Source organism: Exiguobacterium sp. s5 (genome assembly GCF_018618075.1).
Taxonomy (GTDB): Bacteria; Bacillota; Bacilli; order Exiguobacteriales; family Exiguobacteriaceae; genus Exiguobacterium; species Exiguobacterium mexicanum_A.
In genome coordinates this window covers 140,807-160,742 of record NZ_JACSLK010000007.1, presented here as the reverse complement: position 1 = coordinate 160,742, position 19,936 = coordinate 140,807, and the positions used below count along the sequence as shown (strand labels likewise).

The window sequence follows — 19,936 nt, the reverse complement described above, 5'->3', positions numbered from 1 at the left end:
CAATCGGCTTCGTTCCTTTTGATTAGCGGTTGACCGAGGCGGCCATACGGATGTACGTATGGCGCCGTCCCCGAATCGCAATCGATAACGCCTGGATATTCTCCGGTGTGGCGATTCCGGACAGCCCAGCATCGCCGATATGGAAGATGTCCGTCCCACCGCGCTTCGAGGACAAGGCGATGTCACGAATCGTCGCTTCATCGGACCCTTCCTGTGATGTGCCGATGGCGGCGACGACGAGTTTATCCAACGCTTGAATCTCGCGCGTGACTTCATAGAATTCATCTTCACGGACGCCAGGAACGGTGCCGGGCGCTGGAATCAAGATAATATCGGCCCCGGCTTCAGCAAAACGGACGTACGCCTCTTGATCAAGTACACGGCCGACGCCGGCTTGATGCATCTTCCCGGCGATGATGACGCCCGCGAACTCTTGGCGCGCGTTGATGATGGCTTGCTCGATCGCCTCGTTCGTCACCCCGGTGTTCGGGTTTCCGGTCAGGCAGATGAAGTCGATACCGAGCTCTGACGCTCTGGCGAACGCTTCCCGTGTCGCGAGCCGTCCTTGTTTCACATCATACATATCCTCCGATTTCTCAGAGAAATCGACCGGTTCGAGGTTGACCCCGAGCGGGAGACCGACGAGCCGCTTCAATTCCATGATGGGATTGTCAGACATCGTCTCGCCCGGCATGTTTCCGAACAAGGCGTGGCTTTCGAGACCTTTTATGTACGGGTGGAACACGTCGAGCATGTTCAAAAGAATCATGTCGGCACCGAACGCCCGCGCGAGTTCGGCGTTCGTCACTTCCGGATAGAGTGGTTGTACGGTCGGGATGACTTCGGCGAGTACCGTCCGACCTTCGGCTTTGCGAATCGATCCAATCAAATCCGAGCGGTTGAACGTCAAGAAATCACTGGCTCTACAGTCAAGAATTCGTTTCATCTGTCTATTCCTCCTCTAGTTCGTCATGTTCCTATTCCCCATTTCGCTAGAAATTCCTCTATAATGATGACAGAATAGGGGGAGATGCAGATGACTGAAAAAGAAAAGATGATTCGGGGCGAGCTTTACTTGGCCGGAGACGAGGAACTCGTCGCCGACCGGCGTCAGGCACGGCGTTTGACGGAACGATTTAATCGATCCGGAATTGATGAACTCGACGACCGAAAAGCAGTGTTAGCGGAGCTGTTCGGCTCGACCGGAAGTTCGTTTTATTTGGAGCCTACGTTCAAATGCGACTACGGTTATAACATTCATCTCGGAGAACGGTTCTTCGCTAACTTTGATTGCGTATTCCTCGACATCTGTCCGATCACATTCGGTGACGATTGCATGCTCGGTCCGGGTGTGCACGTGTATACAGCGACGCATCCGCTCGACCCGATCGAACGAATCTCGGGTCTTGAATACGGGAAACCGGTCACGGTCGGACATCGGGTATGGATCGGCGGCGGTGCCATTCTAAACCCAGGGGTGACAGTCGGGGACGATGCCGTCATCGCCTCTGGCGCCGTTGTGACGAAAGACGTGCCAGCCCGTGCCGTCGTCGGGGGGAATCCAGCAAAAGTGCTCAAGTTCATACCATGACGAAACGACCCGACGTGATGTCGGGTCGTTTGCTTATGCTGTCGGTTGTGACGCGAAGGTGACTAGTGCCTGACGTGTTGCTTCGAGAGCAGATTCATTGCCGAGCGTGATGCGAATCCCGTTCGGTTGTTTCGATGTGTGAACGCCATGCGCGACGAGGTGGGCCCAAACGGCCTCCGGCTCATCGAGCGTGACGTAAATGAAGTTCGCCTCGGCGGGATGGACGTGTCCGATGGTGGCGAACAAGTCGGTCCACTGTCCGCGCATGTCGGCGTGCCATGCGATGGCCTCATCGAGATACGTCGCATCTTGTAAAAAGATGTTGGCGATTTTCGCGCTGACACCGCTAATGTTGAACGGCGGGACGAACTGACGGAAATAAGCGGCGAGTTCGGTCGTCGTGACCATGAAACCGAGGCGGACGTTGGCCAGGCCAAACGCCTTCGATAACGTCCGCAGTACAATCACATTCGCAAATGAATCAAGATGGGCCACCATGCTCGACGTCGGTGTGAAGTCGATATAGGCTTCGTCGACGATCAAGTACGGCACGAGTCCCGCGAGTTCGGCCAATTCAGCGACGCTCCACAATTTACCGGTCGGATTGTTCGGGTTCGACAACAGCAACAGCTTCGGTGTGTGTTGCGTGATCGCCTGGACGAGTGCGTCATACGACAGGTCATCGGCTTGCACGTGCCGGCCGTGCGCGATTGTCGTGAAGATCGGATAGAGTGCGAAATCCGGGCTCGGTGACAAGACGACGTCTTCCGGTGCCAACAGCGCCTGGGTGACGACGTGAATCATCTCGTCACTGCCGCAACCGACGAGCAATTGATTCGGCTCGACACCGGCGTAGGCCGCATAACGGGTGAACAACTCGTCAATCGGTTGGACCGGATACTCATGCAAGTCTTGGAACGAAATCGTCGCGAGCTGGTCATAGAGGCGGGACGGCACCGGGAACTGACTCTCGTTTTGATTCAAACGGTACCCGTCTGGATAGGTGACTGGATAAATCGGCAGCGAGACTGGTCTCATTCCGTCGGCTCCATCGAGAACCATTTTTTGGCGAGTTTGTCGATTTCACCTGAGTCAATCATCTTGTTCAACTCCTCGTTGAACTGATCGCGAAGGTCGTCCTCCAATTTAAAGGCGGCTGCTGAACCTTTCTCGCCATCTTCTTTCAAGGCGAACGTGTACAGTCCGGCATCTTGGTCCAAGTATTTTTGGGCGACCGTGTCCTCGATGACCATCGCGTCGATCCGACCCGTATTCAACTCTTGGACGATCTCTGGAATCTTGTTCAATGAGACGAGCTCTGCCTCCGGAGCTTGGTCTTTGGCGATGTTCTCTTGAATCGAAGCGGTTTGGACGCCGATTTTCTTGCCGGCGAGCGCCTCAATCGACTCGAGTGACTCATCTTTCGTCATGACTAAGTTCGTCGCCGACAAGTAGATATCCGAGAAGGCGGCATTTTCTTTCCGCTCTTCGGTCGGCGTCATACCGGCCATAACGAAGTCGACACGTCCGGCGTTTAGTGCCCCGAGCAGGCTGCCGAAGTCCATGTCTTCAATTTTGAGTTCGTAGCCGAGGCGTTCCGTGACGGTTTCGGCGATCTCGATATCAAATCCGACAATCTCATCCCCGTTCGCCGTATCGACAAACTCATACGGGAAGTAATCGGCGCTCGTCCCCATGACGAGTGTTTTTTTCTCTTCGCCCGTCGTCTCTTGGCTACATCCTGCTAGTAATGCACTTGCCACTAATCCCCCTGTAATGACCCACTTTTTCATGTATGAATTCCTCCTTCAAGATATGAGACTAAGTGTATATGTATGATTATTAATTGTAAAGCATAAAAATACAAAAATGATTAAAAAAATACATCCAGGAAAAAGTCACAGGATGCATCAGGTGGTCAATCAATCGCTTGCAGATAGGCGATGGCTTCGGGTAAATACGTCTCGAGGGGGCGATTCGTATCGATTGTAAGCGTATGCATAAGCGGTGTTGTGAAGTCGATTCAAGCAGTGCCGTCTTCGTGACATCGTGATCGACGATGATCGCATCCAGTCGACGAGCGATTTCCCGAGACAGCGTCGATTTGCCGGACCCAGGGAAACCGGACATTTGTAGAAAGAACATAGAGACTCCTCACGTTTCGTTTGATTTCCCCCGGCTGTATCCGGCGAACACCCGGCCGCCGAACGGGGAGAGCGTCTCATCGACGTAACGGATGAGCGCGTCGGGTTCGTTCGTTTGATAATACGCCTCAAGGGCAGTGACGAGTTCTCGGGCTGCTTGCGCATCGTAGCGGTCGAGAGCGCGGTACGTCCATTTGGAAGATCCCGTCCATTGTCGATTCGTGCGCAGGATGAACTCGCAGACCAACGTGGCGAGAGTGCCCGCGATGAATAACCCTTCTGCCCGAGTGGTGCATCCAATCAAATCCTCGAGTGCATCGGTCAGGAAGTATCGCTTCATCTCGATCGTCTCGTCCGACCAAGCCTCGGGTCCGCTGTCGAGCAAGGCTCTCGCTTCACGCTTGATGTCTTCGACGATATTTGTGTCCTTCAAGATGATGCCTTCGGCGACCATTCTCGGCAACGACGGAATGGCACGTCGGCAATCCTGCTCGAAGAACGTCCGATACGACGTCAAGTTATGGGCGAACAGTTCGATGGGCCATCCGGACTCGATGAACGACTCTCGATAAGACGAGCCGAGGGTGTCGTCGAAGATGATGATATCTAAATCCGACGTTGCGGTCGCCTCACCACGGACGACGCTCCCGGCGAGCAGTGCGGCCCGACAGTGGGAGAAACGCGTTGTGACGAACGTCTTCGCTGCTACGATTGGTTCAAGTTTAGGAATCATAGGTGTTGCTCCGTACCGACGCGCGTTATAAAGTCACGAACCTCTGTCCGTGAATGCAATATGATCACTTGTTTGTTATCAGGAAGGGCTTGCAATCGGTTGATCACAATCGGGCGTTGCGATTTCGGATAATCCCACACCCATTTCAAGAACTTCGGGTCAAACCGTTCCTCACAACCTGGGCCCATGTCCGGACGTGTCTTGCCACGATAGGAAAGCATGCGCTTCAAGACGCGATACGTACAAATAATCCTCGGCAAGTCGAGAAAAACAATCGTGTCGGCAGCATGAAGGCGCAAGTCGAGCGTGCCCCCGTAATTGCCGTCGATAATCCATGAATCGCGTCCAATCAATGCGGACTGCGTTTTAATTTGTTCTTGCCGTGTGGCGGGTGACCAATTTGGTTTCCATAGTAAGGCGTCTAAGTGATGGACGTCGATGCCGAGTTGGGTTCCCAACACGCGGGCGAGCGTCGATTTGCCCGAACCGCCTGAGCCGATGAGAAGTATTTTTTGCATCGAATACCACCTTTCAAATGTCAATCTTCATAAATTTACTGACGTCGGTGAAACCGAGTTGTTCATATAGTTGCATCGCCGTTTGATTGTGAGCATACACGTTCAGGCGCACATCAGTATGGCCCATCTGTTTGAACGTATCGAGTGCTTCTCGCATCAATAGTTTGGCATAGCCGTGACCGCGAAACGCGGGCTTGATATACAGGTCGTTCACCCAACCGACCTCTGCACCCGTCAAATAGTCGAATGCTTTATCGATTTGCGTCCAGCCGACGAGCGTCCCACCATCGACGAGACAGAGGAAATAGGCACCAAATTTCGCAGAGTGTTCGTACGCTTCAATCATCTTTTCCCGGCTATCAGCCGAGACGTGATTGGTTGCTTCTTCGCGGTTGACGCCTGCAAGACTATAAATTTCGGTCAGTTGTGATTCGGTTGCTCGTTGAAACGTGAGATTCATATCGATTCCGCCTTTGTTAGGAGTCTGTGGATTCAAGGATACGCCATTTTTCAATGACACCGTCCTCTTCGTATAGGACGCGTACTTCCATCTGGTTCAGTACGAGCCGTTGCTCGGTGGCGAAGAGCACAATCGGATAACCGGTCGATAGCGGTTCGTCCGCTTCGAACACGGGACTGTGCGCCTGCATGGCATAATAGCCGTCCGAACGCGTATTGGCCGCGCCGGCATCGACTTGAATCACCGTCTCGAACCCTTGGAGCCGGAGGATGTAACTATATGTCGTCCGGGCGCCGCGTTCGAGCCGCCATTCCTCGATAATTGCCTCGCGGCCATCGTTCACTTCCTTGAGTAACACTTTTTGTGCCGTGTACTCGCGTTCATACGGAATCATCTCTTGAATATTCACAGCCGTCATCGTGGCGACTTTTTGTGATTCTTCCGATGGCGGGGTGATGAGAATGCCGATAAAAATTAAGATAGGGATGAGCAGATAAATGATGACCCGACTTCGCATATAGTTTCACCTGTCCTTTATCGATTTTTTCGCCATCTTCTGGCAGAACCCTGCCTAAAGCTTGAAATATGTTGCCGAAACACGTCGAAACATCTCGGATACAAGGAACCCATGTATGATGAAGTCAGGAGGGGATGAGGAATGAGAATCGGGATTATCGGCGGTGGGATTGCCGGGTTGACGACCGGGGCGTTGGCAAGTCGGATTGGTCATGACGTGACGGTGTTTGAATCATCGCGGGAGTGGGGTGGTTGCGCCGGTAAGTTCGAGCGCGGTGACTACCGGTTTCCGGCCGGGGCGACGCTCGGGATGGGATTTGAACCGGGCGGACTACATGAACGAGTGTTGACGTACTTGGGTGAGTCGATCGACGTTCGGGCGTTAAAGGAAGTGATGCAGATTCATGTGGACGGGAAAACGGTCCGCTATTATCAAGACCCGACTCGTTTTTTACTTGAACTTGAATCGACGTTTCCCGAACTCGCTCCGCGGATTCGTGCCTTCTTGAATGAAGTATGGACCGATTTTGAGACGATTCGTCCTTTGTTTGAGACGCTACCGGCGTTGCCGTTTCGAACGATTCATGACGCATCGGTTGCGATACGTGGTTTTCGACCGACGCAACTACGTGCGTTTCGGAAGTTATACCGGTCGCTCGGTACAACGTTAAAACGGCATCGATTGGACGGGACGGCGTTCGAACGGGTCATCGACGGGATTTTGCTCGATAGTCTTCAGACCGGAGCTCGCGAGGCGAGTCACTTGCTCGCGGCCGTCGCGTTATCGATTTACCACGAAGGGGCATTTTACGTCGATGGCGGCTTGTACACGCTCGCTCACGCCTTGGAGCGCTCGATTCAAAAAGACGGCGGACAAACCCTTCTCGGACGACAAATCGTCAAACTCGAGCGCGTGGCGGACGGTTGGCTCTTGACCGATCGGCGGGGCCGGCTCGACCTCGTCGATGTCGTCGTCTCCGCCATCCCACTCGAGGCGACCGCTCAACTGCTGAGCGGAGATACGTCACGTCAATTCAGCAAGCAGTACGGGCGTCACTTAAAGCGCTCGCAATGGGGAACGTTCAGTCTGTACGTCACGTTACCTGAAGCGATATGCATGAACCGTCCGCTGTTCCAACAAGTGTATAGCGATGACTTACCGTCAGGACACGCCTTCATCTCGATGTCAGCCGCAGATGATTCGCTCCGGACCGAGCGGCCGGAACGGACCGTCACCGTCTCGACCCATATCGATTTGACAGAGTGGCAGGCTTGGAAAGACAAGGTGACGTATGAGAAACTAGAGACAGATTGGACCGAGCGTCTCGTCTCGGTTGTGAGTCGAGCGTTCCCGGACTGGAACGGCGAATCGTCTGTCATGTTGCCCGGGGGACCAGGGGCGTGGGTGAAATATACGAAACGTCCGCACGGCGCGGTCGGTGGTTATGCCCAAACACCGCAACAAGCTTTGTTCCATGCAGCGAGCTACCGGACAACCTTGCCGAACCTGTATGTCTGCGGGGATACAGTATTTCCGGGGGCAGGCACAATCGGGGCGATGACGAGCGGGCTTCATGTCGCTCGAGCGCTCGGTTCGAAGTTATGAGGGGAGACAAGTGGAGATGCATAAAAAACGGTTTGACGAATTGACGACGAAAGAACTCTATGAGTTATTGGCGCTCCGGACCGAAATCTTTGTCGTGGAACAAGATTGCCCATATCAAGAAGTCGATGGGAAAGACGTGGCGGCGGTCCATTACTGGATTGAGGCTGATGGTCGTCCGATCGCGGCGCTACGTGTCCTCGAGGAGGAGTCGCCGGTTGCCATCGGCCGTGTCGTCACGAAATCGACGCATCGGGGACAAGGCCATTCGCGGCGTTTGATGCAAGAAGCCGTGGCTGACTTTGGGGATCGCGATTTGTACTTGCAAGCACAGACATACGTGGAGCCGTTCTATGCGAGCTTCGGGTTCACACGAACGAGCGAGGAGTACTTAGAGGACGGGATTCCTCACGTCGATATGGTTCGGACGGCGACCGTCTCGAAGTGAATCGATGCGGTACCGTTTGCCATAAGTTCGTGGTAGAATGATGAGGAATACTTGCGTGCGTCAAGACGTGCGTTCAATCATAGAGAGCAAAGGGGTTTACGATGGTGACTGATCAAACTGTGATTCAAAAAGCGAGAGAATTAGCCGACTTATTGGCGAGCACGCCGGAAGTGGCCCGCTTCAAAGAAGCGGAAACGAAAGTGAACGAAAGTGAACGCGTTCAAACGTTGATTAAACGTATCAAATACTTACAAAAAGAAGCCGTCAACTGCAAGCACTACGGGAAGACGGAAGCACTCGCCAAAGTCGAGCTGAAAATCGACAAGGCGATGGACGAACTCGATTCGATCCCGGTTGTCCAGGCGTTTCAGGAGACGCAAGTCGAAGTGAACGATTTGCTTCAATACGTGACGGTCACACTCGCCAACTCGGTGACAGATCGCATTATCGAGTCGACGGACGGTGACGTTCTCGCCGGTAAAACAGGAAGCGGTATGGCAGCGGAGAAATCACGCGGCGGCTGCGGATACTAACAAACAGACAGCTGGCCTTTGGTCAGCTGTTCTAATTTCTAGAGGTGAACACGAATGGAAACGATACATCAAACCCCGATGATGAAACAATACTTTTCAATCAAGGCCGATTATCCAGACGCCTTTCTCTTCTACCGGCTCGGTGACTTTTACGAGCTGTTCTTTGAAGATGCCCAAATCGTTGCCAAAGAACTTGAGTTGACATTGACCGCGAAAAACGGGAAGAACGCTGAGCACCCGATTCCAATGTGTGGCGTACCACATCACTCGGCCGCTATCTACATTGAACAACTGATCGAAAAAGGATTCAACGTGGCCATCTGTGAACAGATGGAAGATCCGAAAGCGACGAAAGGGCTCGTCAAACGTGAAGTCATCCAAGTCATCACGCCGGGTACATACATGGCTGCACTCGGTGAAAAAGAGAACCGGTATTTACTATCGGTCGTGAACGTAGCAGGCCGTTTCGGGATTGCCCGCGGCGATGTGACGACAGGTGAGTCATGGTTAACGACGTTGTCATCGCAAGAAGCTGTGGCCCGAGAAGTGGAAGGGCTAGCGCCGAGTGAGATTATTGTTGCCGACGACGAATTAAGAAAACAACTCGCTCCGCTAGGCATCCCGTTGTCGGTGCAGACAGAGCGGCTAGCGAGCCCGTTGTCGAGCGGAGCGAAAGACGAGGCGCAAGTGAGCGCGTTTGAATTGCTGTTCGCTTATTTGACGCGCACGCAAAAACGCGCCCTCGATCATCTCCAACCGGCCGTCGCCTATGAAGTCGAGGCCCATATGCAACTCGATGCCAACACGGCCCGGAACTTGGAATTGTTTCGGTCAGCCCGGTCCGGTGAACGGAAAGGGTCGCTTCTCGCCTTGCTTGATGAGACGACGACGGCGATGGGGGGACGGTTGCTGAAACGTTGGCTCGAACAGCCGCTCTATACCGAGCAGGCGATTCGGGACCGACAAGATGCGGTCGAGAACTTGGTCGATGACTTCATGCTTCGTGACCAGTTGCGTGAACAGTTACGTCACGTCTACGATATCGAACGGCTCGTCGCCAAAGTCGGTTACGGGACGGCCAACGCCCGTGACCTCGTCCAACTCCGGAACACACTCGAGCGCATCCCGGCGGTGCGGGCCTTGCTCGAAGGCGTCACGGCCTCACGGCTTCGTCAAATCGATGATACGCTCGACACATTCGACGACTTGGCCAACATGCTCCAGGCAGCGCTTGTCGAGGCGCCACCGATCTCGATTAAAGAAGGTGGGATGATTCGTGCCGGCTATTCGGCCGAACTCGACGAACTGCTCGAGGCGAAAGCGAACGGAAAGACATGGATTGCCAATCTCGAGCAACAAGAGCGGCTCGCGACCGGCATCAAGTCGCTGAAAATCGGCTATAATCGTGTCTTCGGCTATTACTTAGAAGTGACGAAAGCGAACGCCCGCCTGCTCGAAGAGGGACGTTACGAACGGAAACAGACGCTGACGAACGCCGAGCGTTACGTCACACCCGAGTTAAAAGAGAAAGAAGCGCTCATTCTCGGGGCTGAAGAGAAGAGTTGTACGCTCGAGTATGATTTATTCGTCGCCTTGCGTGACCAAGTCAAGCAAGAGACGAAACCGCTCCAACAACTGGCGCGCTCGCTCAGTGAGCTTGACGTCTTGCTCGCGCTCGCCATCGTCGCCGAAAAACGTGACTATGTCCGGCCGACGACGTCGACGAACGTCCAAATCGATCGTGGCCGCCATCCGGTCATCGAGACGGTGCTACCACGCGGTGAATACGTCGCCAACGATTTGACGCTCGACGACACGCGGCGCATGCTCTTAATCACCGGACCGAACATGTCCGGTAAATCGACGTATATGCGTCAATTCGCCTTGATCGCCATCTTGCATCAAATCGGGTCGTTCGTGCCGGCTGAAGCGGCTGAGATTCCATTGTTTGATCGAATCTTTACCCGCATCGGTGCGGCCGATGACTTGGTGAGCGGCCAGTCGACGTTCATGGTCGAGATGACGGAGACACGCCAAGCGGTGACAGAGGCGACCGAACACAGCCTCATCTTGCTCGATGAGATCGGTCGGGGGACGTCGACGTATGACGGCATGGCGCTCGCCCAGGCTATCGTCGAATACATCGCTTCGACAATTGGAGCGAAGACGTTGTTCTCGACCCACTATCACGAGCTGACCGTGCTCGAAGACACGATCCCTGCTCTTGAGAACGTGCACGTCCGCGCCATCGAGCGAGACGGGCGTGTCGTGTTTCTACATGAAGTACATCCGGGGCGGGCCGATAAGTCGTACGGGATTCATGTCGCCGAGCTCGCTGAATTGCCCCGTGATTTGATTGAACGGGCGCGGACCATCTTGTCTCAACTTGAGACGGACTCGAAACCGGAACGGGCAGCTGTTGAAAATCCGGGAACGGCAGAACCCGTGGCCCAACTATCGCTCTTTGAGGCGGAAGACGAGATTAAACGACAATTGCTCGAACTCGATTTGTTGGCGATGAACCCGATCGAGGCGATGCAAGCGCTCTATGCGCTCCAACAATCCGCGAAGAAGGGGTGAGTCGATGGGAATCATTCAAGAGTTACCGGAACAACTGGCCAACCGAATCGCGGCTGGCGAAGTCGTCGAGCGACCGGCCTCGGTCGTGAAAGAGCTCGTCGAGAACGCGATTGACGCCGGCGCCACCAAAATCGAAGTCGATTTGGAGGAAGCGGGCATCCGTCTCATTAAAGTCCGCGATAACGGGCACGGGTTTTATGAAGAGGACGCCCCGCGCGCCTTTTTACGTCATGCGACGAGTAAGATTCGGGACGAGCACGACTTGTTCCGGATTCGCACGCTCGGCTTTCGTGGGGAGGCGCTCGCCTCGATTGCTTCGGTTAGCCATGTGACGCTGAAGTCACGCCGGGCCGAGGAAGACGGGTTCGAGATGACGCTTCAAGGCGGCGTTGTCACGGCGCAAACACCGGCCGCGGCGAACGTCGGGACGGAGATAGCCGTCAGTCAATTGTTCTATAATACACCAGCCCGATTGAAGTATTTGAAAACGTCCGCGACGGAACTGGCGAGCATCACCGACACGTTGAACCGGATTGCCTTGTCCCACCCGGAAGTGCGCCTCACGGCGTTCCATGAAGACAAGGAACTACTTAGGACGAGCGGGAACGGAGACATCAAACAAGTCATGCTCGCCATCTATGGCCGACAAGTCGCGGCCCAAATTGTCACGGCGTCGAGTAAGACGAACGACTATAGTTTGAGCGCCCATCTCGTCCGTCCGGAAGTGACGCGTTCGAACAAGCAGTACGTGACACTCATTTTGAACGGGCGAAGCATTAAAAACTTCGCTTTGACCCAAAGTGTGCTCGAAGGCTACCACACGCTGCTACCGATTGGTCGTTATCCGATCGCTGTCCTCGAAGTGAACATGGACCCGATGCTGATCGATGTCAACGTCCATCCGACGAAACGAGAAGTTCGGCTTTCAAAAGAGAAAGAGCTCTGTCAATTGATTCGCGAGACGGTCCAACTGACACTCCGGGAACAGCGTTTAATCCCGTCGGTCAAACCGAAAGAGCGACCGGTCAATCGGACCGAACAAGAGCGACTTGATTTCACGGTTGAACGGGCGCCGGTCACGGATGAAGCGCCGACGTGGAACTATCCAATTCCACGTGAGCCTGTCACGTCACCGAGTCGATGGTCGCCGACCCCGCTCGTCAATGAAGCGCCTGAGCCGATAGAGTCGACGGTCGAATCGGAAACAATCGAGACGAAAGGAGAGCGGTTGCCGCCGCTCGACGTCATCGGTCAATTGCATGCGAGTTATATCGTCTGTGGTGCCGAGGACGGGATGTACGTCATTGACCAACACGCGGCCCAGGAACGAATCAAATATGAGTTGTTTTACGAGCAGCTCGGGAATCCTGACAAGGAATACCAGTTGTTGCTGCTTCCGCTCACGCTCGAGTTCACGCAAGAAGAGGCGCTCGCGATTGAAGAAGTCACTCCGCTTTTAAAAGAAGCAGGTCTAGAATTGGAGCCGTTCGGCGGCAACACGTTCCTCGTTAGAGAGATTCCGACGTGGTACCCGCAACACGATTTAGAAGGAACGGTCCGTGATTTGATAGAGATGGCGATCCGGGATCGCTCCATTGACATCGCTAAATATCGGGAAGATGCGTCGATTTTGATGGCATGCAAACGGTCGATTAAAGCGAACCATCCGTTGAACCACGAGATGATGCGGCAATTGCTTCACGATTTGAATCAGACGACGTCTCCGTACACGTGTCCGCACGGACGTCCGATTTTAGTGAAGTGGAGCACGTACGAGCTCGAGAAGCTATTTAAACGCGTTATGTGACACGCCTGTAATCTTTTCTTAACCTCCTGTTACGTTTATGGATAGGTGGCTATGGGAACAATATACACATGTCACTCAACGCATCGAGGTTGAGAGGTGGCTTTTTCACTGCCTCACCCTCAAGATGTAGACATGATCGATAAACCAGTAGGGGGAAAAGATTATGGCAGACACGCTTAAAGTAACGAAACGAGAATTACGACCACGTTCGGTCCGCGCTAACTTGCGTAAAGAAGGAAAAGTGTTAGGTGTCGTTTACGGCTACAAAGTTGAAAGCACACCGGTCGCATTCGAAGAGATGGCACTTCGTAAGATTCTTCGTGAACACGGCGACAACGCTTTGATCGAACTCAATATCGATGGTAAGAAAGTGAACACACTCGTTCACGGGACAGAAGTCGACCCATTTACGAACGAATACAAGCACGTCGAATTTATGGCAGTGAAGATGGACGAAGCGACAGAAGTCGAAGCGGACGTCACACTTGTCGGCGACGCGAAAGGCGTCAAAGAAGGCGGCTACCTGGCACAGACGCTCTATAAAGTAACGGTCTCGGCAACACCAGCCAACATTCCGGAGCGTATCGAGCTTGATGTTTCTGAACTCGGCATCGGTGACTCGCTCACTGTCGCTGATATTCCAGAGAACAAAGATTACGAAATCGTATCTGAGGGTGATCTTCAAATCGCATCGGTGAATGAACCGGTGGCGGTCGAAGACCTTGAAGCTGATACAGCGACAGAAGGCGAAGTTGAAGCGACTGAAGAGGCGTCAGAAACTTCAACGGAAGAGTCGGAAGAGGCTTCTGAAAACAAAGAATAATCATTTCGAACGGCCCTTTGCGAAGGGTCGTTTTTTTCTAGTCACAAATCCGACAAATGTAAACGATTACGATGTGAAAAATGTGTCAACATGTGGAAGGGGCGATTGCAATTTATTCGTTTCGGGCTTATATTGTTAATGATTTCACATGTTCGTTCTTATTATAATGGTTTCATTCAAACAGAAAGAAGGGTTTGTGACATGGCATCAATGGAAATCCATGCACTCGAATCGTTGCGGAAGAAAGCACAGGCATCTTCGCAAATGATTCATTATCGGCCAATGGAGTACTTTTTACGAGCAATGCTCGCGGGGATCTTTATCGGATTCGCTTCAATTTTCACACTGAAAGTCGTCAACGGAATGTATTTGATCGATTCTCCGTTCACAACGCTCATCGGAGGATTCTCATTCGGGATCGCCCTCGTCATGATCATCTATGGCGGAGCCGAACTGTTCACCGGGAATACAATGTACTTCACAACCTCGACGATGCGGGGGTACACGACGCTCAGCGACACGATGCTCGTCTGGTTGCTCTGCTTTGTCGGGAATGCGCTCGGTGGCGTTTTGTTCGCCTTGCTGCTCGCTCCTACCGGTGTCATCCAAGAACTTGGAATGGACAACTGGCTGTTCTCGGTCGTCGAAAGCAAGATGCACCACACGACGGTCGAAATTTTCTTCCGCGCGATCTTCTGCAACTGGATGGTCTGTCTTGCCATCTTCTTGCCGAAGCAAATGAAAAACGAGTTCGCCCAAATCTTCTCGATGATCTTCCTCGTCGCCGTTTTCTTCGCCTCAGGATTTGATCACGTCATCGCCAACTTCGTCTTGTTCGCCCTCACGCTCGTCGTCCCGCATCCTGAGGCGATCAGCTTTGCCGGCGCGATCCACAACTTGATCCCAGCCACGTTCGGGAATATCATCGGTGGCGCGTTGTTCATGGGTGCGATCTATACGTGGTTAAACGCGAAAGGCTTGCGTGAAGCCCAAGAATCGGAAGCAACGGAAGAAGTCGAATTGAAAATTGTGAAACCTGCCAAAGAAGTATAAGGTAGCTCACGACAACGAGCAGTCGAGTCCACGTCAGTGGCTCGACTGTTTTTGCGTTTTTATCACAAGCATTGATCACAATTTCGACTTCACATCTCAATAGCAAAACATGACATAATCTATATATGGAACTTAAGTGAGTAATTAACTCGCTTGCAATCAATATATAGTGAGGTGATGCGGAGTGAATATGCTCCAGCTTTATGAAGATGTCTGTGTTCTCCCAGATCAGGACCTCGTACAAGAGAACGCCAACGTCGACGGGAAATCACCACTTGGAAAATTGGCACGATTATCCTCAGAAGTATCAAAACAATTGTCGACGACATATCTATTATCAGAACGGTCACGTCAAGCCGTCGAGGATAATTTTTTGTATATCCATGACGCCGACTACTACGTGACAGGATCGACGACGTGTTGTCAAATCCCACTCGGTGAGCTACTCACGAACGGATTTCATACCGGGCACGGGACGATTCGACCGCCCCAGGATATCCGCTCGGCGATGGCGCTCGCTTCGATTATTCTTCAAGCGAACCAAAACATGCAGCATGGCGGTCAAGCTTTCCCGATGTTTGATGTCGACCTCGCACCGTATGTCGAAAAGACGTATGAACGTCAGCTCGAGCGGCTCAAAAAGCTACCAGTCGAATGGACGACCGAGCAACTCTTTGAAACTGCCGAGTCTGAAACAATCGCGGCGACGTATCAAGCGTGTGAGGCGTTTATCCACAACGCCAACTCGATGCACTCACGTGGTGGCGGACAAGTACCGTTCGTTTCCATCAATTACGGCACCGACACGAGCCGGTGGGGACGCGTATTCATTCGAGAGTTGCTGCGTGCGACCGAGCGAGGGCTCGGTAACGGGGAGACGCCGATTTTCCCGATTCAAATCTTTAAAGTGAAAGAAGGGGTCAACTTCCATGAGGACGATCCGAACGTCGACTTGTTCCGTCTCGCCTGTCGTGTGACGGGCAAGCGGTTATTCCCGAACTTCTCGTTCGTCGATGCTCCGTTCAACCTTCAATACTACGACGGGACGCACGGCTCGGAAGTCGCCTACATGGGTTGTCGGACACGGGTGATGGGGAATCGGCATGGTGCCGAGACGTCGATTGGACGAGGCAACTTATCATTTTCGACGTTGAACTTGGTCAAAATGGCACTCGTCTCCTCGGATATCCATACTTTTTATAAGACGCTCGACGCTTACGTCGACGTCGCCATCGATCAATTGCTCGAACGATTCGACTATCAAGCGAAGCGGCACGCCGACGAATTTCGGTTTCTCTATGCCCAACACGTCTGGCGGGGGGGAGAGAGACTCGGTCCAGAAGACGATCTTCGCGAGGTACTGAAGCAAGGGACGCTCTCGGTTGGATTTATCGGTCTCGCCGAAGCGCTTCGTGTGCTCACAGGTGGCACGCATGCCGAGTCACGAGAGGCGGAACGGCTTGGGCTCGATATCGTCACTCATTTACGTGATCGAATGAAGCAGGCATCGGAACGATACGATTTGAACTTTTCTCTCTTGGCGACCCCGGCCGAAGGATTGTCGGGTAAATTTGTGACGAGAGATCAGCAATCGTTTGGGATGATCGAAGGTGTGACCGACCGCGCCTTTTATACGAACTCGTTTCATGTGCCCGTGTATCAATCGGTCTCGATTCGCGATAAAGTCCGTCTCGAAGCGCCTTACCACGCGCTCTGTGATGCGGGTCATATCACGTATGTCGAAGTCGACGGATCGCTCGCCCATAATGCGGAAGCGGTCGAAGCGATCGTCCGGCTCATGCGGACCGAGAACGTTGGCTACGGGTCGATCAACCATCCGGTCGACCGTTGTGGCAACTGCGGCCTTGAAGGGATTATCGACGAAGCGTGCCCGACATGTGGCGAACATGAACGAATTGAACGGATCCGTCGCATTACCGGCTACTTGGTCGGGACGATGGACCGGTGGAATTCGGCAAAACGAGAAGAAGAACGAGCGAGGGTGAAGCATCATGCGCGTCCTATCCGTACTTGAAGAATCGGTCGTCGACGGTCCAGGCATTCGCACGGTCATCTTTACGGCGGGCTGCCCGCACCGTTGCCCTGGGTGTCATAATCCAGAATCTTGGAATCCACGTGGAGGAGAAGACGTCTCGGTCGCGGACTTACTCGCTCAAATCGAACAATCAGGCTGGGACGGGGTGACGATTTCAGGCGGGGAACCATTTCTGCAACCGGAAGAATTGGCCCGGCTCGTCGACGGATGTAAGGTCCTTCAGAAAAACGTTTGGGTGTATACGGGCTATACGCTCGAACAGTTGCAAGCCATGCACGACGAATTCGTCACAAGCGTGCTCGACCGTGCCGATGTGCTCGTCGATGGGCGTTTCGAACAGCCGCTCATGGACCGGTCGCTCCGGTTTCGGGGATCGAGCAACCAGCGGATTATTTTCTTAAACAAAGCGTAATCGGGGCCGTCGTGTCCCGATTTTTTGTATACTAGCAAAAAAGGGGGAATTTTGATGAAATGGTGTAGTTTTCAAGTTGAAGGAGAGCAAAGGGTCGGTGTCGTGGCAGGAGAGTTCGTCTATGACGTCAGTGACCAATTACATACGACTTCGTTGTTAGAAGTCATCGCGCGTGAGTTTGAACCGGATGTCGATCTAGATGTCGCGCTAAGGCTGGCGCTTCAAGACGTCACGTTCGTCGCACCGTATCGTCCGCTCAAAAATGTCATCTGTATCGGGAAAAATTACGAAGAGCATGTGAAAGAGATGGATACGGCGGGGGCCGGTAAGCTCGTCATCTTCACGAAAGCGCCGACCTCGGTCGTCGGCCCAGAGGCTGTCGTCGAACGTCACCCCGAATTGACCGACCAGCTCGACTATGAAGGCGAACTCGCCGTCATCATCGGGAAATCAGGGCGGGATATTGACGACGTCGATGCCCATATTTTTGGTTACACGATTCTGAACGACATCACGGCCAGGGATGTGCAAAAACAACACGTCCAGTTTTTCCGCGGCAAATCGTTCGATACGTTCTGTCCGATGGGGCCGTATATCGTCACACCGGATGAGCTCTCGTTCCCACTGACGATTCAAACGGTTGTCAATGGCGAGACACGTCAAGATGGGTCGACGGCGGATATGATTCGCCCGATCGAAGAGTTAATTCGGACTTTGTCAAAGGGCATGACACTTGAAGCAGGAGACATCATCGCGACCGGCACACCGGCCGGGGTCGGCCACGGCATGAAGCCGCCCGTCTATCTCCAATCAGGAGACACGGTCGAAGTGAGCATCACGGGACTCGGGACGCTCCGTAACGTCATCGTCTGACCCAATTGACGCAAATTGTGAAGAATCTTGTAATCGATGCTTCATTTCCGCAAAACGATGACTATGCCTCTTATACTAAGGGTAGAACAAAGAGGAAACATCATATAGGAGATGATTACACATGGAACGCAATGATCGTCCAACAGAATCAAATGAACAAAATCACCGCGAGGATTGGCTCGATACCGAGCTCGGCTCGTCAGAACAACGACAAGAACCGTCGCGCGCAGAGCAACCGGCCCGACCATCGTTCGTCGGCCGGATGTTCCCTGGGTTTGTCGGTGGCGTGATTGGTGCCGTCTTGACTGGCGCCATCGCTTTTCCGTTCATCGATCAAGTGCCGACAAATGTGTCTGATACGAACGTGACGTCGGAAGGGTCGCCGGTCCAGACGACGTCTACGACAACGGACAGCTCGGTCACCGATGCGGTCGCGACCGCACAGCCTGCTGTCGTGACGGTGAACAATTTCGCGTCAAACGGTTTTTCAAGTGAGGCTGTCGAAGCCGGGGTCGGCTCGGGTGTCATCTATAAAAAAGACGGCGACTCGGCTTACATCGTCACGAACCATCACGTCGTCAACGGTGCTGACCGTTTGACCGTGACATTCAATGACGGATCGACAGCAGACGCCAAATTGATGGGTAGCGACGCCACGTATGACTTGGCCGTGCTCGAAGTCGATGCGGACAAAGTCTCGTCCGTCATCTCGATTGGGAAGTCGAGCGAGTTGAAACCGGGGCAAACCGTCGTCGCCATCGGGAACCCGCTCGGCCAGTTTGAGAACTCGGTCACACGCGGCGTCGTCTCGTCGACGTCACGTCTCGTCCCGGTCGATACGGATGAGAACGGACAAGCCGACTTCAACGCCGAAGTCATTCAGACGGACGCGGCCATCAACCCTGGTAACTCCGGTGGCGCGTTAATCAACGAATCAGGACAATTGATTGGGATCAACTCGATGAAAATCGCGACCGACTCGGTCGAAGGGGTCGGCTTCTCCATCCCGGTCGATATCGCTTTGCCGCTCATCAATCAAATCGAACAGACGGGCGAAGTGAATCATCCATCGCTCGGCGTCTCGCTTCGGGACGTGTCGGAGTTCCCACCGGGGTACTTGACCGAGCAAATCAATTTGCCGGAGTCGGTGACGTCGGGCACAATCATCGTTGAAGTGCAAGCGAACAGTTCGGCTGCACGGGCAGGACTTGAGGCACGCGATGTCATCGTGAAAATCAACGACCAGGCTGTCTCATCGTTCATCGACCTCCGGAGTGAACTGATTCGAGACACGGACGGGACCGTCACAATCGAATACGTTCGTGACGGTAAGACCGAAACGGTCGATGTCGAGATTCAAAACGCAAATGGAGACGCACTGTAAAGATGGGCACGCAGCCCATCTTTTTTGTTATGCTTAGAAAAAAGGAGGGGTTCAGTTGATTCGTAAACTATACGGGATTTTATTTCTAGGGGCCGGCATCATGCACTTCATTCAGGAACGGGCGTTCATGTCGATTATTCCGAAATCATGGCCGTTCAAACGATTCATGGTCCAGGCAAGCGGGGTCATCGAGGTCGTCTATGGTGTGTTGTTGCTCATGAACAAAGGGACGCGCTTCGTGAAAGGGACATTACCCGCTTTCTTAATCGCGGTGTTCCCGGCCAATATCAACATGGCGCTCAAACCGTCGAAACTAGGCAAAATACCGCTCCCAAAATGGGTCACGTGGGCCCGATTGCCGCTGCAGTGGCTCTTAATCAAAGGGGTCAAAAAAATATAAGT

20 protein-coding genes and 1 pseudogene are annotated in these 19,936 nt (G+C 53.3%); 13 read left to right on the top strand and 8 right to left on the bottom strand.

Annotation, left to right across the window (positions count from 1 at the left end):
* Positions 1-22: 22 nt before the first annotated feature.
* Positions 23-946, bottom strand: coding sequence for a DUF7916 family protein (locus KNP60_RS14035; protein ID WP_034777393.1), 924 nt, complete (start codon positions 944-946; stop codon positions 23-25).
* A gap of 90 nt (positions 947-1,036) precedes the next feature.
* On the opposite strand from KNP60_RS14035, the gene KNP60_RS14030 reads away from it, so the two are divergent.
* On the top strand, positions 1,037-1,591 hold the full coding sequence (locus KNP60_RS14030; RefSeq protein WP_214752807.1) for a maltose acetyltransferase domain-containing protein: 555 nt from the start codon (positions 1,037-1,039) through the stop codon (positions 1,589-1,591).
* 33 nt (positions 1,592-1,624) lie between these two features.
* Here the strand turns inward: KNP60_RS14030 and KNP60_RS14025 are convergent, their stop codons facing one another.
* The 7 genes and pseudogenes from KNP60_RS14025 to KNP60_RS13995 form a co-directional block, all read right to left on the bottom strand.
* Positions 1,625-2,629 carry a pyridoxal phosphate-dependent aminotransferase gene (locus KNP60_RS14025; protein WP_214752809.1) on the bottom strand — a complete coding sequence of 335 codons (1,005 nt, stop codon included), beginning with the start codon at positions 2,627-2,629 and terminating at the stop codon, positions 1,625-1,627.
* Positions 2,626-3,384: a transporter substrate-binding domain-containing protein gene (locus KNP60_RS14020; RefSeq protein WP_034777396.1), complete on the bottom strand. Its 759-nt coding sequence runs from the start codon at positions 3,382-3,384 to the stop codon at positions 2,626-2,628. Before KNP60_RS14020 ends, KNP60_RS14025 begins: the two co-directional genes overlap by 4 nt.
* Positions 3,385-3,592: 208 nt before the next feature.
* A pseudogene (locus KNP60_RS15520) lies at positions 3,593-3,736 on the bottom strand (P-loop nucleotide/nucleoside kinase family protein); the annotation flags it as partial.
* A gap of 9 nt (positions 3,737-3,745) precedes the next feature.
* On the bottom strand, positions 3,746-4,468 hold the full coding sequence (locus KNP60_RS14010; RefSeq protein ID WP_214797755.1) for a nucleotidyltransferase domain-containing protein: 723 nt from the start codon (positions 4,466-4,468) through the stop codon (positions 3,746-3,748).
* On the bottom strand, positions 4,465-4,986 hold the full coding sequence (locus KNP60_RS14005; protein ID WP_214752815.1) for a DNA topology modulation protein: 522 nt from the start codon (positions 4,984-4,986) through the stop codon (positions 4,465-4,467). The genes KNP60_RS14010 and KNP60_RS14005 overlap by 4 nt, the downstream gene beginning before the upstream one ends.
* A gap of 13 nt (positions 4,987-4,999) precedes the next feature.
* A complete protein-coding gene (locus tag KNP60_RS14000) occupies positions 5,000-5,446 on the bottom strand; it encodes a GNAT family N-acetyltransferase (protein WP_214797754.1) in 447 nt (148 codons plus the stop codon).
* Positions 5,447-5,462: 16 nt separating this feature from the next.
* Positions 5,463-5,963: a hypothetical protein gene (locus KNP60_RS13995; protein ID WP_214797753.1), complete on the bottom strand. Its 501-nt coding sequence runs from the start codon at positions 5,961-5,963 to the stop codon at positions 5,463-5,465.
* A 141-nt stretch (positions 5,964-6,104) separates the two neighbouring features.
* Between KNP60_RS13995 and KNP60_RS13990 the strand changes: the two genes are divergently transcribed.
* The 12 genes from KNP60_RS13990 to KNP60_RS13935 all read left to right on the top strand — a co-directional run bounded on the left by KNP60_RS13990 (position 6,105) and on the right by KNP60_RS13935 (position 19,934).
* Positions 6,105-7,568: a phytoene desaturase family protein gene (locus tag KNP60_RS13990; RefSeq protein ID WP_214797752.1), complete on the top strand. Its 1,464-nt coding sequence runs from the start codon at positions 6,105-6,107 to the stop codon at positions 7,566-7,568.
* Positions 7,569-7,584: 16 nt separating this feature from the next.
* Positions 7,585-8,013 carry a GNAT family N-acetyltransferase gene (locus KNP60_RS13985; RefSeq protein ID WP_214797751.1) on the top strand — a complete coding sequence of 143 codons (429 nt, stop codon included), beginning with the start codon at positions 7,585-7,587 and terminating at the stop codon, positions 8,011-8,013.
* A 101-nt stretch (positions 8,014-8,114) separates the two neighbouring features.
* Positions 8,115-8,546 carry a YlbF/YmcA family competence regulator gene (locus tag KNP60_RS13980; RefSeq protein WP_021067281.1) on the top strand — a complete coding sequence of 144 codons (432 nt, stop codon included), beginning with the start codon at positions 8,115-8,117 and terminating at the stop codon, positions 8,544-8,546.
* Between the two features lie 54 nt (positions 8,547-8,600).
* Positions 8,601-11,126 carry a DNA mismatch repair protein MutS gene (gene mutS / locus KNP60_RS13975; protein WP_214797750.1) on the top strand — a complete coding sequence of 842 codons (2,526 nt, stop codon included), beginning with the start codon at positions 8,601-8,603 and terminating at the stop codon, positions 11,124-11,126.
* Between the two features lie 4 nt (positions 11,127-11,130).
* Positions 11,131-12,933 carry a DNA mismatch repair endonuclease MutL gene (gene mutL / locus KNP60_RS13970; RefSeq protein WP_214752822.1) on the top strand — a complete coding sequence of 601 codons (1,803 nt, stop codon included), beginning with the start codon at positions 11,131-11,133 and terminating at the stop codon, positions 12,931-12,933.
* Between the two features lie 163 nt (positions 12,934-13,096).
* On the top strand, positions 13,097-13,756 hold the full coding sequence (locus KNP60_RS13965) for a 50S ribosomal protein L25/general stress protein Ctc (RefSeq protein WP_034777406.1): 660 nt from the start codon (positions 13,097-13,099) through the stop codon (positions 13,754-13,756).
* Between the two features lie 201 nt (positions 13,757-13,957).
* Entirely contained in the window at positions 13,958-14,809 is an 852-nt protein-coding gene (locus KNP60_RS13960) for a formate/nitrite transporter family protein (protein WP_200881482.1), read from the top strand.
* Positions 14,810-14,999: 190 nt separating this feature from the next.
* Positions 15,000-16,844, top strand: coding sequence for an anaerobic ribonucleoside triphosphate reductase (locus tag KNP60_RS13955; protein WP_214797759.1), 1,845 nt, complete (start codon positions 15,000-15,002; stop codon positions 16,842-16,844).
* Entirely contained in the window at positions 16,822-17,277 is a 456-nt protein-coding gene (gene nrdG, locus KNP60_RS13950; protein WP_214797749.1) for an anaerobic ribonucleoside-triphosphate reductase activating protein, read from the top strand. The genes KNP60_RS13955 and nrdG overlap by 23 nt, the downstream gene beginning before the upstream one ends.
* A gap of 54 nt (positions 17,278-17,331) precedes the next feature.
* Positions 17,332-18,150 carry a fumarylacetoacetate hydrolase family protein gene (locus KNP60_RS13945; protein WP_214797748.1) on the top strand — a complete coding sequence of 273 codons (819 nt, stop codon included), beginning with the start codon at positions 17,332-17,334 and terminating at the stop codon, positions 18,148-18,150.
* 121 nt (positions 18,151-18,271) lie between these two features.
* Complete coding sequence (locus KNP60_RS13940) at positions 18,272-19,534, top strand: S1C family serine protease (protein ID WP_034777411.1); 1,263 nt, start codon at positions 18,272-18,274, stop codon at positions 19,532-19,534.
* A 55-nt stretch (positions 19,535-19,589) separates the two neighbouring features.
* The gene (locus KNP60_RS13935) at positions 19,590-19,934 is read left to right on the top strand and encodes a DoxX family protein (RefSeq protein WP_034777412.1); all 345 of its coding nucleotides are present in this window, start codon (positions 19,590-19,592) and stop codon (positions 19,932-19,934) included.
* The last annotated feature ends 2 nt before the right edge of the window (positions 19,935-19,936 follow it).